At 63.4% G+C, this 21,983-nt stretch carries 2 protein-coding genes (1 of these 2 only partly in view); both read right to left on the bottom strand.

All coding sequences use genetic code 11. From position 1 onward, the window contains the following. Positions 1-9,612: the 5' portion of a non-ribosomal peptide synthase/polyketide synthase gene (locus J3D54_RS18320; RefSeq protein ID WP_253421052.1), read on the bottom strand. Its footprint begins 3,888 nt before the window's first position; the window shows 9,612 of its 13,500 coding nt (coding positions 1-9,612); its start codon is at positions 9,610-9,612; its stop codon lies beyond the left edge, outside the window. Continuing rightward, complete coding sequence (locus J3D54_RS18315; RefSeq protein WP_253421048.1) at positions 9,612-21,983, bottom strand: non-ribosomal peptide synthetase; 12,372 nt, start codon at positions 21,981-21,983, stop codon at positions 9,612-9,614. Before J3D54_RS18315 ends, J3D54_RS18320 begins: the two co-directional genes overlap by 1 nt.

The raw sequence follows: 21,983 nt of genomic DNA, 5'->3' as shown, positions 1-21,983 counted from the left end.
CGCCGTCACGGTCAATGTTGCCGCGACAGCCTGTTCGGTCAGCAGCACCAGGGCACGGCTGTCTTCAAGCATGTAGGCCAGGCGATCGGCCGGATAATCCGGGTCCAGCGGCACATAGGCGCCACCGGCCTTGAGCACCGCGAGCAGCGCCACCAGCAAATGGTCGGAACGCTGCATCGCCACGCCAACGCGGACTTCCGGGCCGACACCACACTCGATCAGCTTGTGCGCCAGGCGATTGGCCCGCGCGTCGATGTCGGCATACGTCAGCTGCCGATTGCCGAAGGTCACGGCCAACGCGTGCGGCTGCTCGGCGACCTGACGCTCGATCATCTGGTGAATGCACAGTTCCTCGACGCCACTGACTTCGTTGTGATTCCAGTCGCGCAGTAGCTGTTGCTGTTCCGCTTGGTCCAGCAACTCCAACTCGCCGAGACAACGCTCGGCGCTGGCGCTCATCTGGATCAACAGGTGCCGCAACTGCGCGGCCAGTGTCGCCACGGTGGCCGTGGCAAAACGGCGGTGCTGATAGCTGAAATGCACAGACAACCGGCTGTCCAGGCTCACCGCCAGGGTCAACGGGTAGTTGGTTTGCTCATGCCTGGCCACCTCGCCGAAACGCAGGTCTTGCGGCGCGCCTTTCTCCAGCGCCTGAGAAATCGGGTAGTTCTCGAACACCAGGATGTTATCGAACAGGGCTTCACCGCCCTGCCCGGCCCAGCGCTGAATGTCGAACAGCGGCGTATGTTCTTGCTCACGCAGCAACAGATTCTGTGCCTGCACCTGCTGCAACCACTGCGCCAACGGTTGTTCGGCGCGGGGGCTGGCGATGACCGGCAAGGTGTTGATGAACAAGCCGATCTGCTGCTCGACCCCACTCAACTGCGCCGGACGGCCAGACACGGTGGCGCCGAAGCTGACGGTGTCCTGCCCGGTGTAGCGCTGCAACAACAGCAGCCACGCGGCCTGAACCAGCGTGTTGACGGTGACTTTCTGGCTTCGGGCAAAGGTGTTGAGGTCATCGGTGACCGCGGCGTCCAGGGTCAGGAAATGCTCGCCCTGGGAATCGAGGCCAGCCTGGTTGCCACGGTAAACCAGCGCGTCGGCCAGACGAGTCGGCGCTTCGAAGTCCGCCAGTTGGTCTTTCCAGAAGTGCTCGGCGACCTGCACGTCCTGTTGCGCCAGCCACTGGATGTAATCCCGGTAACGCCCCGCCGCGATCACCGGCGCCTGGCCGCTGTAGCGTTGCAGCACTTCGCCCAGCAACTGCGAGTTGCTCCAGCCATCCATCAGAATGTGGTGGCTGGTGTAAATCAGCTGAAAGCGTTCGGCGGCGACTTGTACCACCACCAGGCGCAGCAGGGGCGCCTGACGCAGGTCGAAGCCCTGTTGCCGTTGCGCATCAGCCAGCGCCTCGAGCGCCTGTGGCAGGTCGTTCTGCCCGCGCCAATCAAGGAAGGTGAACGGCAGCGGCAAGCGCTTGTGGATCACTTGCAGTGGCCGCTGCAATTCACCGTCCCAGACAAAACGGCTGCGCAGCACATCGTGCGCATCCAGCGCCGCTTGCCAGGCCTCGCGGAAACGCTCGACCTGCAACCCTTCGACATCGACGCACAGCTGATTGATGTAATCGCCGGCCTGCTGCTCGTAGAGGGTGTGGAACAGCATGCCTTGCTGCATCGGTGACAGCGGGTAGATGTCTTCGACCTGGCGTGGCGTCACGGGCAACGCATCGAGCTGGCGTTGCGTCAACCCGGCCAGCGGGAAGTCCGACGGTGTCAGCCCCTGATGCCGAGCCTCACAGCAGTGTTCGATCAACAGACCCAGCTCCCGCGCATAAGCCTGCGCCAATCGCTCGATGGTCGACGGATCGAACATCTGCCCGCTGAACGTCCAGCCGATACTCAATTCGCCGCCATACACTTGGCCATTGAGGGTCAGCCAGTTGTCCAGCGGCGCCAGCGGACTTTGCTCCGCGCCCGCCGATTCGCTGGCCGGGGTGAACAATGCACCCGCCTCGTCGCCAAACCCGGCATCGAACTGGCCCAGGTAGTTGAAGGTAATGCGCGGCACGGGCAAGGCTTGCAGCGCCTGGCGAGTGCGGTCGTTGCCCAGGTAGCGCAGCGCGCCAAAGCCCAGGCCTTTATCAGGGATCGTCCGCAGTTGTTCTTTGATCGTCTTGATCGAGTCCTGCGGCGTGCTCGCCGGGGTCAGCCGGACCGGGAACAGACTGGTGAACCAGCCCACGCTGCGGCTCAAATCGAGTTCGTCGAACAGCGCTTCGCGGCCATGGCCCTCGAGCTGGATCAGGGTCGATGCATCGCCCGTCCAGTCGGCGATCACCCGCGCCAGCGCCGTCAGTAGCAGGTCATTGACCTGCGTGCGATAGGCCGCCGGTGCCTCCTGCAACAGTTGCCGGGTTTGCTGTTTGTCCAGACGGGTGTGCACATGCAAGGCGTGGCGATTGTGCAACTCGCCCTGGGGTCGATCGCAGGGCAAGTCATTGCGTGAACCCTGCAATTGCCCTTGCCAGAACGTCAGTTGAGCCTGCATCGCCGGGCTGTCGGCGTGTTGTCGCAAGCGTCGCGCCCAGGTTTGGGTGGCGCTGGTCTTGGCCGGCAATTTGAGCGCTGCGCCGGCCTGCAACTGCTCATAGGCCTGTTGCAGGTCTTCGAGCAGAATGCGCCAGGACACGCCGTCGACCACCAGGTGATGGATCACCAGCAACAGTCGCTGACTGCCATCGGCCATGTTCGCCAACACCGCGCGCAGCAGATTACCGTTCGCCAGTTCGAGGCTGCGCTGGGCCTGTTCGCCCAACTGTTCGAGTGCCGCCGCATCGGTAACCTCGGCGGTCCACAGCAGCGGCGACTGTTGCCAGAGCGCCTGTTGCTCGGCCAGGGAGCGATGCTGCGCGGTCCAGTTGTCGCCCTGACGGGTGAAGGCCAGGCGCAACGCGTCGTGATGGCGGACCAGTGCCTGCAACGCACGCTCCAGGTGTTGGGCGTGCAGCGGTTTGGCGGACTTGAGCAGCACCGACTGGTTCCAGTGGTGCGGCTCGGCTATGTCGCGTTCAAAGAACAACTGCTGGAATGGCAGCAACGGCGTATCGCCAGTGACCGCTCCCTGGTCGATGCGCAAGCCGCTGTCGCCGACCTTCGCCACCGCCGCGAGGCTTTGCACGTTCTGGTGCAGGAACAAGTCTTTGGGGCTGAAATGAATCCCCGCCTGACGCGCCCGGCTGACCACCTGAATCGAGATGATCGAATCGCCGCCCAGCTCGAAGAAGTTGTCGTTGATCCCTACCTGCGGCCGACCCAGCACGCTTCGCCAGATCGCCACCAGCGCCTGCTCGGTGGCGCTGATCGGGGCGACGTAAACCTTGCTGCTGGCCGTGGTGTCGGCCTTGGGCAACGCCTTGCGTTCCAACTTGCCGTTGGGGCTGACCGGCATTTTTTCCAACCACAGCCAATGCTGCGGGACCATGTAATCCGGCAATGTCTGGCTCAGGTGTTCCTTGAGGCGGCGCTGCAAGGCGTTGCGAGTTTCATCGTCGGCGTGCAGCAATGCATCGCGGGCCGGCACCACATACGCCACCAACAGCGTGCCGTCCTGGGCGATCACTACGGTTTCGCGGACTTCGGCGTGTTCGGCCAAACGCGCTTCGATCTCGCCCAACTCAATGCGCAGGCCACGGATTTTCACCTGATGGTCCATGCGCCCGGCGTATTCGATCACCCCGTCGGCGCGATAACGCGCCAGGTCGCCGGTGCGGTACAGACGCTGGCCGTCACCGAAGGCACTGGTGACAAAGCGCTCCGCCGTCAGCGAAGGGCGACGGTGATAACCCCGGGCCAGACCTTCGCCGCCCAGGTACAACTCGCCGATCACGCCCACCGGCACCGGCGACAACTCGTGATCGAGAATGTAAGTGCCCAGGTTGGCGATCGGCTGACCGATCGGCACGCTGTCGCGCCCTTCCTCGATGCACGTCCAGTGCGTGACGTCGATGGCCGCTTCGGTCGGGCCGTAGAGGTTGTACAAACCGGCATTCGGCAGCTTGGCAAACACTTGCTGCTGCGCATCCACTGGCAGGGCTTCGCCACTGCAGACGATCCGGGTCAGGCTGGCGCACTGGCCCACCGCAGGGTCTTGCAGGAACGCTTGCAACATCGACGGCACGAAGTGCAGCGTGGTGATGCGTTGCGCGGTGATCAGCTCGATCAACTGCGCCGGATCACGATGAATGCCCGGCGCGGCCACCACCAGTGTCGAGCCGGTCAACAGCGGCCAGAAGAACTCCCAGACCGACACGTCGAAACTGAACGGCGTTTTTTGCAACACGCTGTCCGTGGCGTCGAGCCGATAGGCCTGTTGCATCCAGCACAGGCGATTGACCAGTGCCGAATGACGGTTGCCGGCGCCTTTGGGTTTGCCGGTGGAGCCCGAGGTGTAGATCACATAGGCAAGGTTTTCCCCGTCGAGGTCAATGCCAGGATTGGCATCGCTGCGGCCTTCCAGCCAGTCGCCGTCCTGATCCAGCACCAGGCTGCGAATGCCGGTCGGGATCGGCAATTGCTCAAGCAAGTGGCTCTGGGTCAGCAGCAACCGGATGCCGCTGTCTTCAAACATGTAGGCCAGGCGTTCCTGCGGGTATTCCGGGTCCAACGGCAAATAAGCACCGCCGGCCTTGAGAATCGCCAACAGACCCACGACCATTTCCACCGACCGCTCGACCGCGATGCCCACCAGCACATCCGGGCCGACACCCTGCTCGATCAGCACGTGAGCCAATTGGTTGGCGCGGCCATTGAGCTCGGCGTAGCTCAAGCGTTGCTCAGCAAACACCAGCGCACACGCCTGCGGGGTTTTACCGACCTGTTCTTCGATCAGCGCCTGCACGCTGCGATGCAACGGGTAGTCGACAGCGGTGGCGTTCCAGTCCACGACCGTCAGTTGCCGCTCGCGGTCATCGAGCAACGCCAATTGCCCGACCGGACGGTGGATGTCCTCGACCAGGCCCTGCAACAGATTCAGCCAGTGCCGGCCCATGCGCTCGATAGTCGATGGCTCGAACAAATCAGTGGCGTAGGTCAGCGACGCGTGCAGGCCTTGCGGGTTATCGCTGGTGTCCAGGGTCAGGTCGAACTGCGCGGTGCGGTGTTCCCAACTGAGGTTTGCCAGCTCGATGCCCGGCAAGGATTCGGCCAGCGTTGAGGCCGCTTCGCTGCGATGGTTGAACATCGCCTGGAACAGCGGGCTATGGCTCAGGTTGCGTTGCGGTTGCAGCGCATCGACCAGTTGCTCGAACGGCAGGTCTTGATGCATCTGCGCCGCCATGGCCGTCTGCTTCACCTGTTGCAGCAGTTGAGCACCCGTCAGTTGGCCATCGAACTCCGCGCGCAGCACCTGGGTGTTGACGAAGAAACCGATCAGACGCTCGGTTTCCAGCCGGTTGCGGTTGGCAATCGGCACGCCGACGCGGATATCCGCCTGGCCGCTGTAGCGATGCAGCAAGGTCTGGAACGAGCCAAGCAACAGCATGAACAGCGTGACGTTTTCGCGCCGGGCCAAGGCCTTCAGGGCATTGCTCAGGGATTCGTCGAGGGTGATCGGCAGACGCGCGCCACGGAAACTTTGCTGCGCCGGCCGCGGATGATCCAGTGGCAGCTCCAGCAGCGGCTGTTCGCTGCCGAGTTTTTCGCGCCAGTAGGCCAACTGCCGATCCCGTTCACCGGCGGCCATCCATTGGCGCTGCCACACCGCGTAGTCGGCGTACTGCACCGGCAATGCCGGCAGTGCGGCCGGCCGGCCCTGGCTGAGCGCCGCATACAAGGCCATCAAATCGTCGATCATCACCTGCAACGACCAGGCGTCGGAGACGATGTGGTGCAGGGTCAGAATCAGCACGTGATCCTGCTCGCCCACCGGCAGCAGAACGAAGCGCACCAACGAGCCGTCGAGTACATCGAACGGGCGTTGCGTCTCCTGTTCGACGAAGGCCTTGATGCTCGCTTCATCGCTGGCAGCCAGGCGTTGTTCGACAAAGCTCACGCGACCTTGCGGGCGGATCACCTGCCAGGTGCGGCCACCTTCCTCGACGAACGCCGTGCGCAGGCTTTCGTGGCGCTCCACCAGCGCCTCGACGCTGCGTTGCAGGGCATTTTTGTCCAGCTCGCCGCGCATCCGCAGCGCAGTCGGAATGTTGTAGGCGGCGCTGTCGGGGTCCATTTTCCACAGGAACCATTGCCGCTCCTGGGCAAAGGACAGCGCCAGTGGTTGGTCACGGTCGACCCGGACCATCGGCGGTGACTGCTCACCGGCTTCGACGCCCAGTGCCCGGACGAAATCCTCCAGGGTGCTGTGCTCGAACAGGCTGCGCAGCGGCACCTGGATGTCCAGCACCCGACGCACCCGCGACACCACTTGGGTCACCAGCAGGGAGTGCCCGCCCAGCTCGAAGAAGTTGTCGGTCAGGCCCACGCGCTCCAGTTTCAGCACGTCCTGCCAGATGGCGGCGACTTGCTGTTGCCGTTCGCTCTGCGGCGCGACATAACGCGCCTGCAACTGGCTGGCATCCACCGCTGGCAACGCCTTGCGATTGAGTTTGCCGTTAGGCGTCAGCGGCAGGCTGGCAAGGAACAGCAGGTGCGCCGGGACCATGAATTCCGGCAGACATGCCTTGAGCCGCGCCTTGAGTTCATCGCGCAGGCGCAGTTGATCGTCGGCGGCATCGAGGTCCAGTTGCGGCGCGACCACATAGGCCACCAGTTGCTGGCTGCCCAGGGCTTCCTGCGCCAGCACCGCGACTTCGCGGACCGCTGGCTGCTCCAGCAGACGCGCTTCGATTTCACCCAGTTCGATGCGGAAACCGCGAATCTTCACTTGATGGTCGATGCGCCCCATGTATTCGAGCACGCCGTCGTGACGATGGCGCGCCAGGTCACCGGTGCGGTACAGCCGCGTACCGTTGCCGAACGGATCGGGGAGAAAGCGCTCGGCGGTCATCGCCGCACGGTCGTGATACCCACGGGCCAGGCCGTCGCCACCGATCAGCAGTTCGCCAATCGAGCCCGCCGGGTTCGGCGCCAGGTCATCGCCCAAAATGTACAGCGTGGTGTTGGCAATCGGTTGGCCGAGGTACGGCTGGCGCTGCTCACGGGTCAGCTGCCAGGCCGCCGACCAGATGGTGGTTTCGGTTGGGCCATAAAGGTTCCAGACCTGCCCCGCCAGGCCGAGCATGCGCTGGGCCAGGTCATCGGCCAGCGCTTCGCCGCCGCAGAGGAATTTACAGCCTTGGAGGATGGGCGCCTGCTCGTGGTCGAGCAACATGCGCCAGGTCGACGGCGTGGCTTGCACCACGGTGACTTGCTGCTGCCGGATCATCTCCAGCAGCGCTTGCGGATCCTGGGCGGTGTGCTTGTCCACCAGCACCACACGGGCACCGCTGAGCAGCGGGCCGTAGATTTCCAGGCCGAAAATATCGAACGAAAACGTGGTCAACGACAGCATACGGTCCTGGGCATCGATGCCTGGCGCCTTGACCATGCTCACCACGAAGTTCACCAGCGCCTGATGGCGCACCATCACCCCTTTGGGCTTGCCGGTGGAGCCGGAGGTGTAAATCGCATACGCCAGGTTCTCTCCGCTGAGCGATACCTGCGGATCGGCCTCGCTGTAACCGCGAGCGTGTTCGCCTTGCGGGTCGAGCAACAGGATCTGCACGCCGGCCGGAATCGGTAGCTGCCCGGTCAAATGCGCCTGGGTCAGCAGCAGTTGCAGACCGCTGTCCTCGATCATGTGCGCCAGACGGTCTTCAGGGTATTGCGGGTCCAGCGGCACGTAGGCACCGCCCGCCTTGAGAATCGCCAACAGACCGATCAGCATTTCCAGGCTGCGGTCGATGGCGATACCGACCAACTGATCCGGGCCGACGCCCCGTTCGATCAGCCGATGGGCCAACTGGTTGGCCTGGCGATTGAGTTGTGCATAACTCAACGATTGCCCGGCGAACACCAGCGCCGTGGCCTCTGGCGTGCGCCGGGCCTGGGCTTCGATCAATTGATGGATGCAGCGGTCGGTCGGGTATTCGACGGCGCTGCGGTTCCAGTCGACCAGCACCTGCTGTTGTTCGGTTTCGTCGAGCAGGCCTAGTTCGCCTACACGCTGCTGCGGATCGGTAACAATACTGCCCAGCAGGTTTTGCCAATGCCGTGCCAGACGCTCGATGGTCGCGCCGTCAAACAGGTCGGTGGCGTAGGTCAGCTGTGCGCCGAGGCCCTCGGGGCCGTCGAAGGTTTCCAGGGTCAGGTCGAATTGCGCGGTGCGCGATGGCTGATGCAAGTGGCGGATCGTCAGCGCTGACTCGCCCGTGCCCTGGCGGCTTTGGCTGGCGCCGGTGCTCTGGTGGTTGTACATGACCTGGAACAGCGGGCTGTAGCTCAGGCTGCGTTCCGGCTGCAAGGCCTCGACCAACTGTTCGAAAGGCAGGTCCTGATGCGCCTGGGCGGCCATCGCGGTCTGTTTGACCTGGGCCAGCAGCGTGCTGAACGTGGCCTGAGCATCGAACTCGGTCTTGAGCACCTGGGTGTTGACGAAGAACCCGATCAGCCGTTCGGTCTCGACCCGGTTGCGGTTAGCGGTGGGCACGCCGACGTGGATGTCGGCCTGGCCACTGTAGCGATGCAACAAGGTCTGGAACGACGCCAGCAACAGCATGAACAGGGTGACGTTTTCGCTTTTGGCCAAGGCCCTCAGGCGCTCACCCAGTGCCGGCGGCAACGCCAGCTCATGACGGGCACCACGCAGGCTCTGCACCGCCGGGCGCGGGTAATCGGTGGGCAATTCCAGCACCGGATGCTCGCGGCCCAAGTGCGCCTGCCAATACTCCAGCTGCCGCTCGCGCTCCCCGGCTTCCATCCAGTGCCGTTGCCAAATGCCATAGTCGGCGTACTGGATCGACAGTGGCGGCAAAGCGAGTTCCTGGCCCTGGCGATAAGCGCCATACAGTTGCAGCAGTTCATCGACCATGACCCGCATCGACGCGCCATCCGAGGCGATGTGGTGCTGGGTCAGGGTCAGCACGTGCTCCTGCGCACCAATTCGCAGCAGGTTGACGCGCAACAGCGGTCCGTTGATCAGGTCGAACGGCTGCCCGGTCTGTTCGGCGACGAACGCTTGAATCTGCGCCTCTGGCGGCAGGGCATCGGGGCGTTCATCCAGTTCATGCACGGCGACGGTCAGGCTCATGTGCGGATGAATCACCTGCACCGCTTGCTCATCCTGCTGCCGGAACGTGGTGCGCAAGCTTTGATGACGAGCAATCAGCGCATTGAAACCGCGTTCGAGTGCTGCTACGTCAAGTTTGCCCTGCAAGTGCATGGCACTGGGGATGTTGTAGGCGGCGCTGTCGGGGTCCATTTGCCAGAGAAACCACTGGCGTTCCTGAGCAAAGGACAGCGGCACCGGATCGAACTGCGACTGTGTTTCGGGAATCGGCAGGTTCGCTGGCGAAACACCCTCCTCGAGCATCTTCTGCAGATAGACCCTGCGCTTGTCGAGCGGCAAAGTAATGAAGCGCCGGGCGATCTTCAAAGCGACATTGGTATCCATCAAGCTTCCTCCATTTCATCAAGCAGGGCGTCCAGCTTGCTCAGTTTCAACGTATCGACCTGCTCACCTGCGGTTGCCAGACGGCTGACGAAATCCGTGAGTACGGGGTGTTGAAAAATCAGTTGCGGGGTCAGTTTCAGGCCCAGTTCCAGTTGCAGGCGTGAAACCACATTGACGGCCAGCAACGAGTGGCCGCCCAGTTCAAAAAAGTTGTCCAGCAGACCGACCCGTTCGACTTGCAGTACGTGCTGCCAGATCGCCGCGACCTGCTGCTCCCGCTCGCTCTGCGGGGCGACATAACGCCCCTGCAAATGACCGCCCTCCACCGTCGGCAACGCCTTGCGGTCGAGTTTTCCGTTGGGCGTCAGCGGCAATTGTTCGAGGAACAGCAGGTGCGCCGGGACCATGAATTCCGGCAAAGACTCCCTGAGCCGTGCCTTGAGTTCATCGCGTAGGGACTGCTGATCATCGAGCTCCAGTGGTGAAGCGACCACGTAGGCCACCAGTTGCTGAGTGCCCAGGGCTTCCTGCGCCAGCACCGCCACTTCGCGAACCGCAGGCTGCTCCAGCAGGCGCGCTTCGATTTCACCCAGTTCGATGCGGAAACCGCGGATCTTCACTTGATGATCGATTCGGCCTCGGTACTCGAGCACGCCATCGGCCTGATAGCGGGTCAGATCGCCGGTGCGGTACAGGCGCTCGCCGTTGCTGGTGAACGGGTTCGGCACGTACTTCTCGGCGGTCATGCCCGGCCGGCCCAGGTAACCCCGGGTGATGCCGGCACCGGCCAGGTACAACTCGGCCGATACGCCCTGTGGCACCGGGTGCAGATCGGCGTCGAGCAAATAGCTGGCGGTGTGTTTGAGCGGGCGACCAATGTTCGCTGTGCCACCCGCTTCGCGACGGGTCCAGGTGGAATAGGTGGTGTCTTCCGACGGGCCGTAAAGGTCGTAGACATGCTCAACGGTCGGCTGCCCATAAAGCGCGTCGACCAGCGACTGTTTAAGCGGCTCACCGGCGAGGTTGATGATGCGCACGCCCGGCGGAATCTGCCCGGCACTGTGCAGCGCATTGATCGCCGACGGTACAGTGTTGATCAGGCGCACCTGATCCCGCGCCGGCAGTTGCGGCAACTCCATGGCGTTGCGGGCGATGATCAGCGAGCCGCCGTTGGCCAGGGTGACAAACAGCTCCCACACCGACAGGTCGAAACACACCGAGGTCGAGGCCAGCACACCTTGAATGTCGTCGCGGCTGTACACCGATTGCGACCAGTCGATCAGCGCCAACACGTTGCGATGGGCGATGGCCACGCCTTTGGGCTTGCCGGTGGAGCCGGAGGTGTAGATCACGTACGCGAGGTTATCCGGCGTGACGCGAGTGACCGGCGCGCTGCGCGGATAATCCGCCAGTTGCGCCTCGATCCGCTCCATCAGCAACACTTGAGTGTGCGCCGTCACGTTCAATGTTGCCGCAACAGCCTTCTCGGTCAGCAGCACCAAAGCACGGCTGTCCTCAAGCATGTAGGCCACGCGGTCGGCCGGGTAATCCGGGTCCAGCGGCACATAGGCGCCGCCGGCCTTGAGCACCGCGAGCAACGCCACCATCAGGCTATCGGAACGCTGCATCGCCACGCCAACCCGCACTTCCGGGCCAACCCCCAACTCGATCAGCTTGTGCGCGAGTGGGTTGGCGCGGCTGTCGAGTTCGGCGTAAGTCAGTTTTTTGGCCGCGAAGGTCACCGCCTGTGCATCCGGTTGGACGGCGACCTGGCGGTCGATCAACTGGTGAATGCACAGCTCCTGGGCAAAACTTTCGTCAGTAGGGTTCCAGTCCAGCAACACTTGTTGCTGCTCGGTTTTATCCAACAGCACCAGCTCGCCGAGGCAGCGCTCACCGGCGTCGATCATCTGGCTCAACAAGTGCTGCAAATGAGCCGCCAATCGCGTCACCGTCGCTGGCGCAAAACTGCCGCGCTGATAGCTGAAGTGCATCGACAGTTGCGTGTCGAGGCTCACCAGCAGAGTCAGCGGATAGTTGGCCTGCTCGACACTGGCCACCGGACCAAAGCGCAGCCCTTGCGGGGCGCCCTGCTCCAGGGCCTGGGCAATCGGGTAGTTCTCGAACACCAGAATGTTGTCGAACAGCGCTTCACCGCCCTGCCCGGCCCAGCGCTGAATATCGAACAGCGCGGTGTGTTCGAACTCGCGCAACGCCAGGTTTTTCCCTTGCACCGCTTGCAGCCAACTCGTGAGCGATTGCTCGGCCCGAGGGCTGGCGATCACCGGCAAGGTGTTGATGAACAGCCCGATCTGCTGCTCGACACCCGGCAAGTCCGCCGGGCGACCGGCGACCGTTGCACCGAAGGCCACGGTGTCTTTACCGGTGTAGCGTTGCAGTAGCAGCAACCAGGCCGCCTGAACCAGCGTGTTGACGGTGACTTTCGCGGCCCGGGCAAACTCGCCCAGACGCAGGGTCAGATCGGCCTCCAGCACCTGGAAGTGATCGCCATAACCTTGGGTGTCGATAGACGCTTGTGGTTTCGCGACGGTCTGGGCCAGGCGCGTCGGCTCGTCCAGCGCGTGCAGCGCCGAGGTCCAGAACGCTTCGCTGGCCGCCGTGTCCTGGCGTTGCAACCAGGCGATGTAATCGCGGTAACGTCCGCTGTGAGCGGCGTTGAACTGGCCGCTGTAACGCTGCAGCACTTCGCCGAGCAACTGCGAGTTGCTCCAGCCATCCATCAGGATGTGATGGTTGGTGTAGATCAGGTGATGACGGTGGTCGTCGATACGCGCAATCACCAACCGCAACAAGGTCGGTGCGCTCAAGTTGAGCTGTTGGCGTTCCGTGTCGGCAAGCGTCTGCAAGGCCTGATCGCGCTGCGGATGGGCGCGTAAATCATGCAGGCTATAAGGCATCTGCGCGTGCTTGCTGACCACCTGCACCGGGTTTTCCAGTTCGCCCTGCCAGACGAAGCGTGTGCGCAGAATGTCGTGGGCCTCCACCGCCGCTTGCCAGGCCTGATGGAAACGCTCGGGTTCTAGCCCATCGACGTCCAGGCGAATCTGGTTGATGTAATCGCCGGAGGTTTCCTGGTACACGGCATGGAACAACATGCCCTGCTGCATCGGCGACAGCGGATACAGGTCCTCGATCGACTGCGGCGCCAGCGGCAAGCCGTCCAGTTGTGCCTGGCTCAAGCGCGCCAGCGGGAAGTCCGACGGGGTAACGCCGTGCTGTCCGGCCTGGCAGCAATGGGCGATCAGCGCTTGCAGTTCCTGGGCGTAATCGTCGGCCAGCGCTTGAATGGTCGCCTCATTAAACCGTTCGCGGCTGAAGGTCCAGCCCAGGTTCAGTTCGCCGCCATACACCTGACCATTGAGGGCCAACTGGTTGGCCAATGGCGCCCGGGCGTCCAGTTCATCGCCGGCCGCGTCACTGCACGGTACGAACAAGGCGCCGTCGGCTGCGGTGAAGCTGCCGTCGAACTGGCCCAGGTAGTTGAAGGTCAGGCACGGCACCGGCAATTGGTTGAGGATTTGACGCGCAGCGTCGTCACCCAGATGGGCCAGTGCACCAAAACCGAGGCCCTTGTTCGGGATCGCGCGCAGCTGTTCCTTGATCTGTTTCAGCGAGCCACCCAGGTCAGCGACCGGCGTCAGTTTCGCCGGGTACAGGCTGGTGAACCAGCCGACGGTGCGGGTCAGATCGACGCCGTCGAACAGCTCTTCACGACCATGGCCCTCGAGCTGGATCAACGCGCTGTCGGTACCGGTCCAGCGCACCATGACGCGGGCCAGAGCGGTCAACAGCAGGTCGTTGACCTGAGTGCGATACGCCGCCGGAGCGTCTTGCAGCAGTTGCCGGGTCAGCGCCTTGTTCAGTTGCGTGCGCACCGTCAGTGCGTGCTTGTGCTGTTGCCCGCCCTCGGGGTTATCCACCGGCAACGCCACGTCGGCGCCGTGCAACTGCCGTTGCCACCAGGCCAGCTCGCTGCGCAGCTCCGCGCTGCGGGCGTAGGTTTGCAGGTGCTCGGCCCAGACCTTGGTCGCACTGGTTTTGCCCGGCAATTGCAGGGGCTCGCCGGTCAACAGCTGACGGTAAGCGGTTTGCAGATCGTCAAACAGAATCCGCCACGACACGCCGTCCACCACCAGATGGTGGATCACCAGCAACATGCGCTGAGTACCGTCATCGAGGTTCGCCAGCACCGCGCGCAGCAGCGGCCCGTGTTGCAGGTTCAAGCTGCGTTGCGCTTGGTTGGCCAGCGCTTCCAGTGCCGTGGCGTCGGCGACGTCGACCGCCCAGAGCAACGCCTCGGTGTGGCTGCCCGGCGCGCGGTACTGTGCCTGCCAGCCCTCGTCCTGTTCGACGAAACTCAAGCGCAAGCCATCGTGGTGCACAACCAGTGCGCTCAACGCCTGCTCAAGCACATTGGCATTCAGTTTTTGCGTCGGTGTGAGCATCACCGCCTGGTTCCAGTGCTGACGCTCGGGGATGGCCTGCTCGAAGAACACCCGCTGCACCGGCAACAGCGGCAATTCGCCGGTCACCGGCCCTTGATCGATGACCTGGGCTTGTTCGCCAAACTGCGCCACCGTGGCCAGTGCCTGAATGGTCTGGTGCTGGAACAGGTCTTTGGGGGTGAAGCGGATTCCGGCCTGACGAGCACGGCTGACCACTTGAATCGAGATGATCGAATCGCCGCCCAGTTCGAAGAAGTTGTCGCTCAACCCGACCTGATCGAGTTTCAGCACGTCTTGCCAGATCGTCGCCAGTTGCTGCTCCAGCGCGCTTTGCGGCGCCACATAGGCTTGCTGCAATTGGCTGACGTCCGGCTTGGGCAGGTTCTTGCGGTCGAGTTTGCCGTTGGGGGTCAGCGGCAGGCGCTCAAGCAGCAGCAAATATGCCGGGACCATGTGCGCCGGCAGCGCGACTTTAAGTTGCTCGCGCAGGCTGTCGGCGAAATCAGCACGTTCGGCGTTGAGCGCATCGGCGACCACATAAGCCACCAGACGCTTGCCGCTGCCGGCGGTGCCTTCCTGGGCGACCACCACCGCTTCGCGTACCCCGTCGAGGGTTTGCAGGCGCGCTTCGATTTCCCCCAGTTCAATGCGGAAACCGCGAATTTTCACCTGATTGTCGATGCGATCCAGGTAATCGAACGTACCATCGGCCCGCTGCCGCACCAGGTCGCCGGTGCGGTACAGCAAGCCACCGACCGCGCTGAACGGATCGGCGACAAAGCGCTCCGCTGTCAGCCCCGGACGGTTCAGATAACCCCGGGCCAAGCCAGTGCCGCCCAGGTACAGTTCACCGGCCATGCCTTGGGGCAGCAGGTTCAGGTCGGCGTCCAGCACGTAAGCGCTGCGGTCACCGATGCGACTGCCGATCGGCGCGTAGGCCGCGCCGCACGGCACGTCGCGCCCGGCCTTCCAGATCAACGGCGTGACCACGGTTTCGGTCGGGCCGTAGCCGTTGATGATGTAGTCCGGATCGAGCGCGCGCTTGACTCGCTCGAAACTGGCGTTGGGCACGGCATCGCCGCCAAAGCAGTAGATCCGCACCTTCGGCGGGTGGCCTTCACGTTCGGCGTGTTCGGCCAGTTGTTGCAGGTAGACCGGCGGGAACGCCACCACCGTCACGCCGTGTTCGCGCATGGCGTTGTAGGTCTGTTCCGGCGTCCACAGGCTGTCGTCGCGAATCAGCAGCGAGGCGCCGTGGGTCAGGCTGGTCAGCCAACGCTCGTGGGCACCGTCGAAGGCGAAGGACATGAAGTGGAATTCGCAGTCGCTGTCACGCATTTCATAGCGCTGACCGATGGCCTGGCAATGCATCGCCAGCGGGCCATGGGCGACGCTCACGCCTTTGGGATTACCGGTGGAACCGGAGGTGTAAATGACGTAAGCGAGGTTCTGCGGATCGAGCGGCACCTTGGGCGCAGTGAGGGATTGGCTGCGCAGATCGAGACGGTCGAGTTCCAGCACCGGGACCGAATCATCCACTGGCAATTGCGCAGAAACCGACGAATCGGTGAGCAACAACGCCAGCCCCGAATCCTCGATCAGATAGGCCAGGCGTTCGCGCGGGTAGCTGGTGTCCAGCGGCACGTAGGCACCGCCGGCCTTGAGCACCGCCAGCAGCGCGACGATCACCCTTTCGCTGCGCGGCAAGGCCACGCCGACCCGGGTTTCCGGGGCGACACCCCGCGCGATCAGGGCGTGGGCCAACTGATTAGCGCGTTGGTCGATGTCGCCATAGCTGAACCGCTGGCCGGCGAAGATCACCGCTGTGCGCTCCGGGCGCTGGGCGGCGAGTTCGGCGATGCACTGGTGCACGGCGACATTCACCGGGTACGGCTGCGGCTGGTTATTGGCCTGTTGCTGCGCCCGTTCGGCAGCGCTGGCCAAGGCGATTTCACCGAGGTTGCGTGCGGCCGACTCGGCAAACTGCTCCAGCAGTTGCAGCAGGTGCACACTGATGCGCTCGATCGCGGGCGTGGAGAAATGCGCCCGGTCGAAGCTGTAATGCAGCGTCAGGGTCTGGCCCAATGTCACGGCAACGCTCAACGGATAATGGGTTTGCTCAAGGTTGGCGACGTCGCCGAACACCACGCCTTGCTCCGCACCCTGTTGCAGCGCCTGGGCAATCGGGTAGTTCTCGAACACCAGAATGTTGTCGAACAGCGCTTCGCCCCCCTGCCCGGCCCAACGCTGAATGTCCGCCAGCGGCGTGTGTTCGAACTCGCGCAAGCTGAGATTTTGCGCCTGTACCGCTTGCAACCAGTGGCCGACGCTTTGGTCCGGACGTGGCGCGCCGATCACCGGCAAGGTATTGATGAACAAGCCGACCGCTTGCTCGATGCCGGGCAAGTCTGCCGGACGCCCGGCCACCGTGGCGCCGAACGCCACGGTTTCATGACCGGTGTAGCGTTGCAGCAACAGCAGCCACGCGGCTTGCACCAGGGTGTTGAGGGTGACTTTCTGTTGCCGGGCAAAGGCTTCAAGGCCTTGGGTGCGACTGACGTCCAGGGTCTGGAAGTGGTCGCCATGCCCGCTCAGGCTTTCGTTGCCGGACACTACCCGTGCCAGTCGGGTCGGCTCCTGCAAGGAGGCCAACGGCTCGCGCCAGAAGTCCTGGCTCAGTTGTGCATCCTGACGCTGCAACCAAGCGATGTAATCGCGATAGCGCCCGCCGGTGGCCATCGGTACGCGACCGCTGTAACGCTGCAAGACTTCGCCGAGCAACTGCGAGTTGCTCCAGCCATCCATCAGGATGTGGTGATGGGTGTAAATCAACTGCCAGCTATCGTCTGCGGTGTGCACCAGCACCAGTCGCAGCAACGGCGCCTGGCTCAGGTCGAACCCTTGTTGGCGTTCGGCATCGGCCAGCTCACTCAAGGCCTGAACCTGATCGTCACGCTCACGCCAGTCGAGCACGGTGAATGGCAATTGCACCTGTTTGTGGACGATCTGCACCGGCTGTTCCAGTTCGCCCTGCCAGACAAAGCCTGTGCGCAAGATGTCCTGAGCATCGATCGTGGCCTGCCAGGCGGCGCGGAAACGCTCAGGGTCGAGGCCTTGCACATCCACCCGCAGCTGGTTGATGTACTCACCCGCCGCCTGCTCGTACAGGGTGTGGAACAACAGCCCCTGTTGCATCGGCGACAGTGGATAGAGGTCGTCGAGTTGGCCGACGGCCACCGGCAGTGCATCGAGTTGCACCTGGGTGATGCGCGCCAGCGGGAAGTCCGACGGCGTGGCTTGTGGGGCTTCGAGGGTGCAGCAATGCTCGATCAATGCGTTGAGTTCTGCGGCGTATTGATCGACCAGTTGCTGGATGGTCGCGGTGTCGAACATCTCGCGGCTGAAGCCCCAGCTCATCGACAGCTCGCCGCCGTACACCTGGCCTTCGACCGTCAGCCAGTTGGCCAACGGCGCCGACGGATCCTGGGCCGCGCCGCTGCCTTCGCTGGACGGCACAAACAACGCCGCTTCGTCGAACTGACGGTCGAACTGCCCCAGGTAGTTGAAGGTGATGCGCGGTTGCGGCAAGGCCGCCAGTGCGCTGCTCGTTTGCGAATCGGCCAAATAACGCAGCACGCCGTAGCCCAGACCTTTGTCCGGCACCGCGCGCAGTTGCTCCTTGACCGTTTTGATCGACGCGCCGAGATCGTTGGCCGGGCTCAGGTTGACCGGGAACAGACTGGTGAACCAACCGACGGTGCGGGTCAAATCGATGTCGTCGAACAGGTCTTCGCGGCCATGCCCTTCGAGCTGGATCAGCGTGCTGCCCTGCCCGGTCCAGCGGCACACGGCCCGCGCCAGCGCGGTCAGCAGCAAATCGTTAACCTGGGTGCGATAAGCCGCCGGCGCCTGTTGCAGCAGTTTGCGGGTTTGTTCGGCGTCGAAGGTCAGTTCGACTTTCTGCTCAAAACGGTTTTGCAGCGCGCCGTCAGGGCGGTCGCACGGCAAGTCGTGTTGCGCTGCATCGCGCAGTTGCGCCTGCCAATAATCGACACTGTTGTGGAACGTTGGCAGGTGGCTTTGCAGACGCGCCACCCAGCGCTGGTATGAGCTGGTTTTCGCCGCCGTCGTCAGCGTCGAGCCGTCGCGTGCCTGGCGATAGAACTGCTGCAAATCCTCCAGCAGTACCCGCCACGACACACCGTCCACCGCCAAGTGGTGAATCACCAGCAGCAGCCGTTGCGTGCCGTCGGCCATGTTCACCAACAGCGCTCGCAGCAATGGGCCGTGTCTCAGATCAAGACTGCGCTGGGCTTTATCGCACAGGGCATTCAGTTCTTCGAGCGATTGCGCCGAGCGTTGCCACAGCACCGACTCAACAGACGCTGCGCCATAGGCCTGCTGCCAACCGGCGTCGGTCTGTTCATAACGCAGACGCAAACCGTCGTGGTGCGCGAGCAACTGCGCCAACGCCTGACCCAGCGCCCCCGCATCCAGCGTTTCGCGCGGGACCAGCAGCAACGACTGGTTCCAGTGATGACGCTCAGGGATGGCTTGCTCGAAGAACCACTGCTGCACCGGTGCCAGGGCCACCGCGCCAACGGCCGGACCTTGATCGATCAGGTTCTGTTCACCGCTGCGGGCCACTTGCGCCAGGCTGCGGAGGGTCTGGTGCTGGAACAGGTCTTTGGGGCTCAACAGGATGCCCGCCTGACGCGCGCGGCTGACCACTTGCATCGACACAATGGAGTCGCCGCCCAGTTCGAAGAAGTTGTCTTCCAGGCCAACGTTGTCGATGGCCAGGACGTCCTGCCAGATCGCCGCCAGCGACTTTTCCAGCGCAGTGCGTGGCGCCACGTGCTCACGTTGCTGCTGGGTGCCGTCGACCGCCGGCAAGGCCTTGCGGTCGAGTTTGCCGTTGGGGGTCAACGGCAATTGTTCGAGGAACAGCAGATACGCCGGGACCATGTAGTCCGGCAAATGTTGGCGCAGCGCGGCTTTCAGGATTTCGCGCAGGTTCGCTTGAGCATCGGCAATGTCCGCCAACACCGCGGCATCGGTCGGCACGATGTAGGCGACCAGCTGCTGACCGCTAACGCCCTCCTGAGCCAACACCGCCAGTTCGCGGACCGCGTCCTGCTGCAACAGCCGCGCTTCGATTTCACCCAGCTCGATGCGGAAACCACGAACCTTGACCTGATGGTCGATACGCCCGACGTATTGCAACGCGCCATCGACCTGATAACGGGTCAGGTCACCGGTGCGATATAGACGCTCGCCGTTGCTGGCAAACGGGTTCGGCACGTACTTCTCGGCGGTCATGCCCGGCCGCGCCAGGTAACCACGGGTGATGCCCGCGCCGGCCAGGTACAGCTCAGCCGATACACCCTGCGGCACCGGTTGCAAATCGGCGTCGAGCAAATAGCTGGCGGTGCGTTTCAGCGGCCGGCCGATGTTGGCGCTGCCGCCGGCCTGGCGGCGAGTCCAGGTGGAATAGGTGGTGTCTTCCGATGGACCGTAGAGGTCGTAGACATGCTCGATGGTCGGCTGCTGATACAGCGCCTCCACCAGGCTCTGCTTCAGCGGCTCACCGGCCAGATTGATGATGCGCACGCTCGGCGGGATCTGCCCGTCGCGCTGCAATGCATTGATCGCCGAGGGCACGGTGTTGATCAGGCGCACCTGATCGCGGGCCGGCAGTTGCGGCAACTCCAGGGCGTTGCGGGCGATGATGACCGAGCCGCCGTTGGCCAGGGTGACAAACAGCTCCCACACCGACAGGTCGAAGCACACCGAGGTCGAGGCCAGCACACCTTGAATATCATCGCGGCTGTAGACCGATTGCGACCAGTCGATCAACGCCAGCACGTTGCGATGGGCGATGGCCACGCCTTTGGGCTTGCCAGTGGAACCGGAGGTATAGATCACGTACGCGAGGTTATCCGGCGTGACGCGGGTCACCGGTGCGCTGTTTGGGTAAGCGGCCAGCCACGGCTCGGCGCTGTCCATCAACAACACTTGCGCCTCGGCAGCGATGCTCAACGTTGCCGCAACAGCCTGCTCGGTCAGCAGCACCAAAGCGCGGCTGTCTTCGAGCATGTAGGCCACGCGGTCGGCCGGGTAATCCGGGTCCAGCGGCACGTAGGCGCCGCCGGCCTTGAGCACCGCCAGCAGCGCTACCAGCAGACTATCGGAACGCTGCATTGCCACGCCGACCCGCACTTCCGGGCCCACGCCCAACTCGATCAGCTTGTGGGCGAGTGGGTTGGCGCGGCTGTCGAGCTCGGCGTAAGTCAGTTGTTTGGCCGCGAAGGTCACCGCCAGCGCGTCCGGCATCATCGCGACCTGTCTGGCAATCAATTGATGAATGCACAGGTCATCGGCGAAACCTGGGTCAGCGCGGTTCCAGTCATGAACGATGCGCTGGTATTCCTCGGATTCAAGCATCGGCAAATCGCTGATGCACCGCTGGCTATCGCTGACCATGCCGTGCAGCAGATGGGTCCAGTGCCGCGCCATGCGCTCGATGGTCGGCGCATCGAACAGGTCATTGGCGTAGGTCAGCGCGGCGTGCAGTGTGCCGGCCTTTTCATAGGTGTCCAGGGTCAGGTCGAACTGGGTGGTGCGCCCTTCCCATTCGATCACGCCCAGTTCCAGGCCCGAGGCGGTGGTCACCGTGGAAATGTCCGCCACCTGCGGCTGATGGTTGTACATCACCTGGAACAACGGCGTGTGGCTGAGGCTGCGCTCCAGCTTCAACGCTTCCACCAGTCGCTCGAACGGCAAGTCCTGATGGGCCTGGGCGCCGAGGGCGGTTTCCTTGATATCACTGAGCAAATCGGCCACGCGGGTCTGGCCGTCGAGCCGGGTGCGCAGCACTTGGGTGTTGACGAAGAAACCGATCAGGCCTTCGATTTCGCCGCGATTGCGGTTGGCGATCGGCACGCCGACGCGAATGTCGGTCTGCCCGGTGTAACGGTGCAACAGCGCGTTGAACGCGCCGAGCAACAGCATGAACAAGGTGATGTTGTGCTTCTGCGCGGTGGCTCGCAGTTGCTCGGCCAGTTGGCCGTCGATGCCGAACTCATAACGCGTGCCGCGATAGCTGGGCATCGCCGGGCGCGGATGATCGGTGGGCAGTTCCAGCACCGGATGATCACAGCCCAATTGCGCTTGCCAGTATTCCAGCTGCCGCGCCTGCTCCCCGGCTTCCAGCCAGCGGCGTTGCCACAAGGCATAGTCGCTGTACTGAATCGGCAACGGCGCGAGCGGCGGTTGCGCGCCGGCATCATGGGCGTCGTAGCAGCGGATGAACTCGTCGATCAACACGTTCATCGACCAGCCATCGGACACGATATGGTGCAGGGTCAGCAGCAGCACGTGCTCCTGCTCGGCGAGTTTGAGCAGCTTGACCCGCAGCAGTGGCCCGACGGCCAAATCGAACGGCAGCAATGATTGCTGCTGAGCGGCCTCGGCTACGGCCTGTTCGCGCTCAAGGGTTGGCAGCGCGCTGAAATCGACTTGCTCGATCACCAGCGGCGCACGGGTTGGTGCTTGTTGCAGGGACTCGTCGGCCTGACGCTGGAACACCGTGCGCAGGGTTTCATGACGCGCCACCAGGCTGACGAACGCCTGCTCCAGGGCTGGCAGGTTCAGTTTCCCGGTCAGGCGCACCGCGCCCGGCAAGTTGTAGGCGCCGCTGTGCGGGTCCAATTGCCAGAGGAACCACATGCGCTGCTGGGCGTAGGACAGCGCTTGCCGATCCTCGGCCTCGACCCCTTGTGGAATCGGAAAACGGGCGAAGTCCACGCCCTCCTTGTGCAAGGCCGCAAGGAACATCTGGCGCTTTTCCAGGGGCAACCCGATAAACCGGCGAGCAAGTTTCAAGGAGTCTTCAGCATTCAT

Origin of the sequence: Pseudomonas sp. GGS8 (genome assembly GCF_024168645.1) — a bacterium.
GTDB lineage: Bacteria > Pseudomonadota > Gammaproteobacteria > Pseudomonadales > Pseudomonadaceae > Aquipseudomonas.
Note: the sequence above shows the minus strand (reverse complement) of the source record. Positions and strands in the feature narration are given on the sequence as shown.

What these genes read in the sequence shown, in the direction of transcription:
- J3D54_RS18315 (WP_253421048.1), bottom strand. Translation starts at nt 21,983, where the DNA reads ATGAATGCTGAAGACTCCTTGAAACTTGCTCGCCGGTTTATCGGGTTG.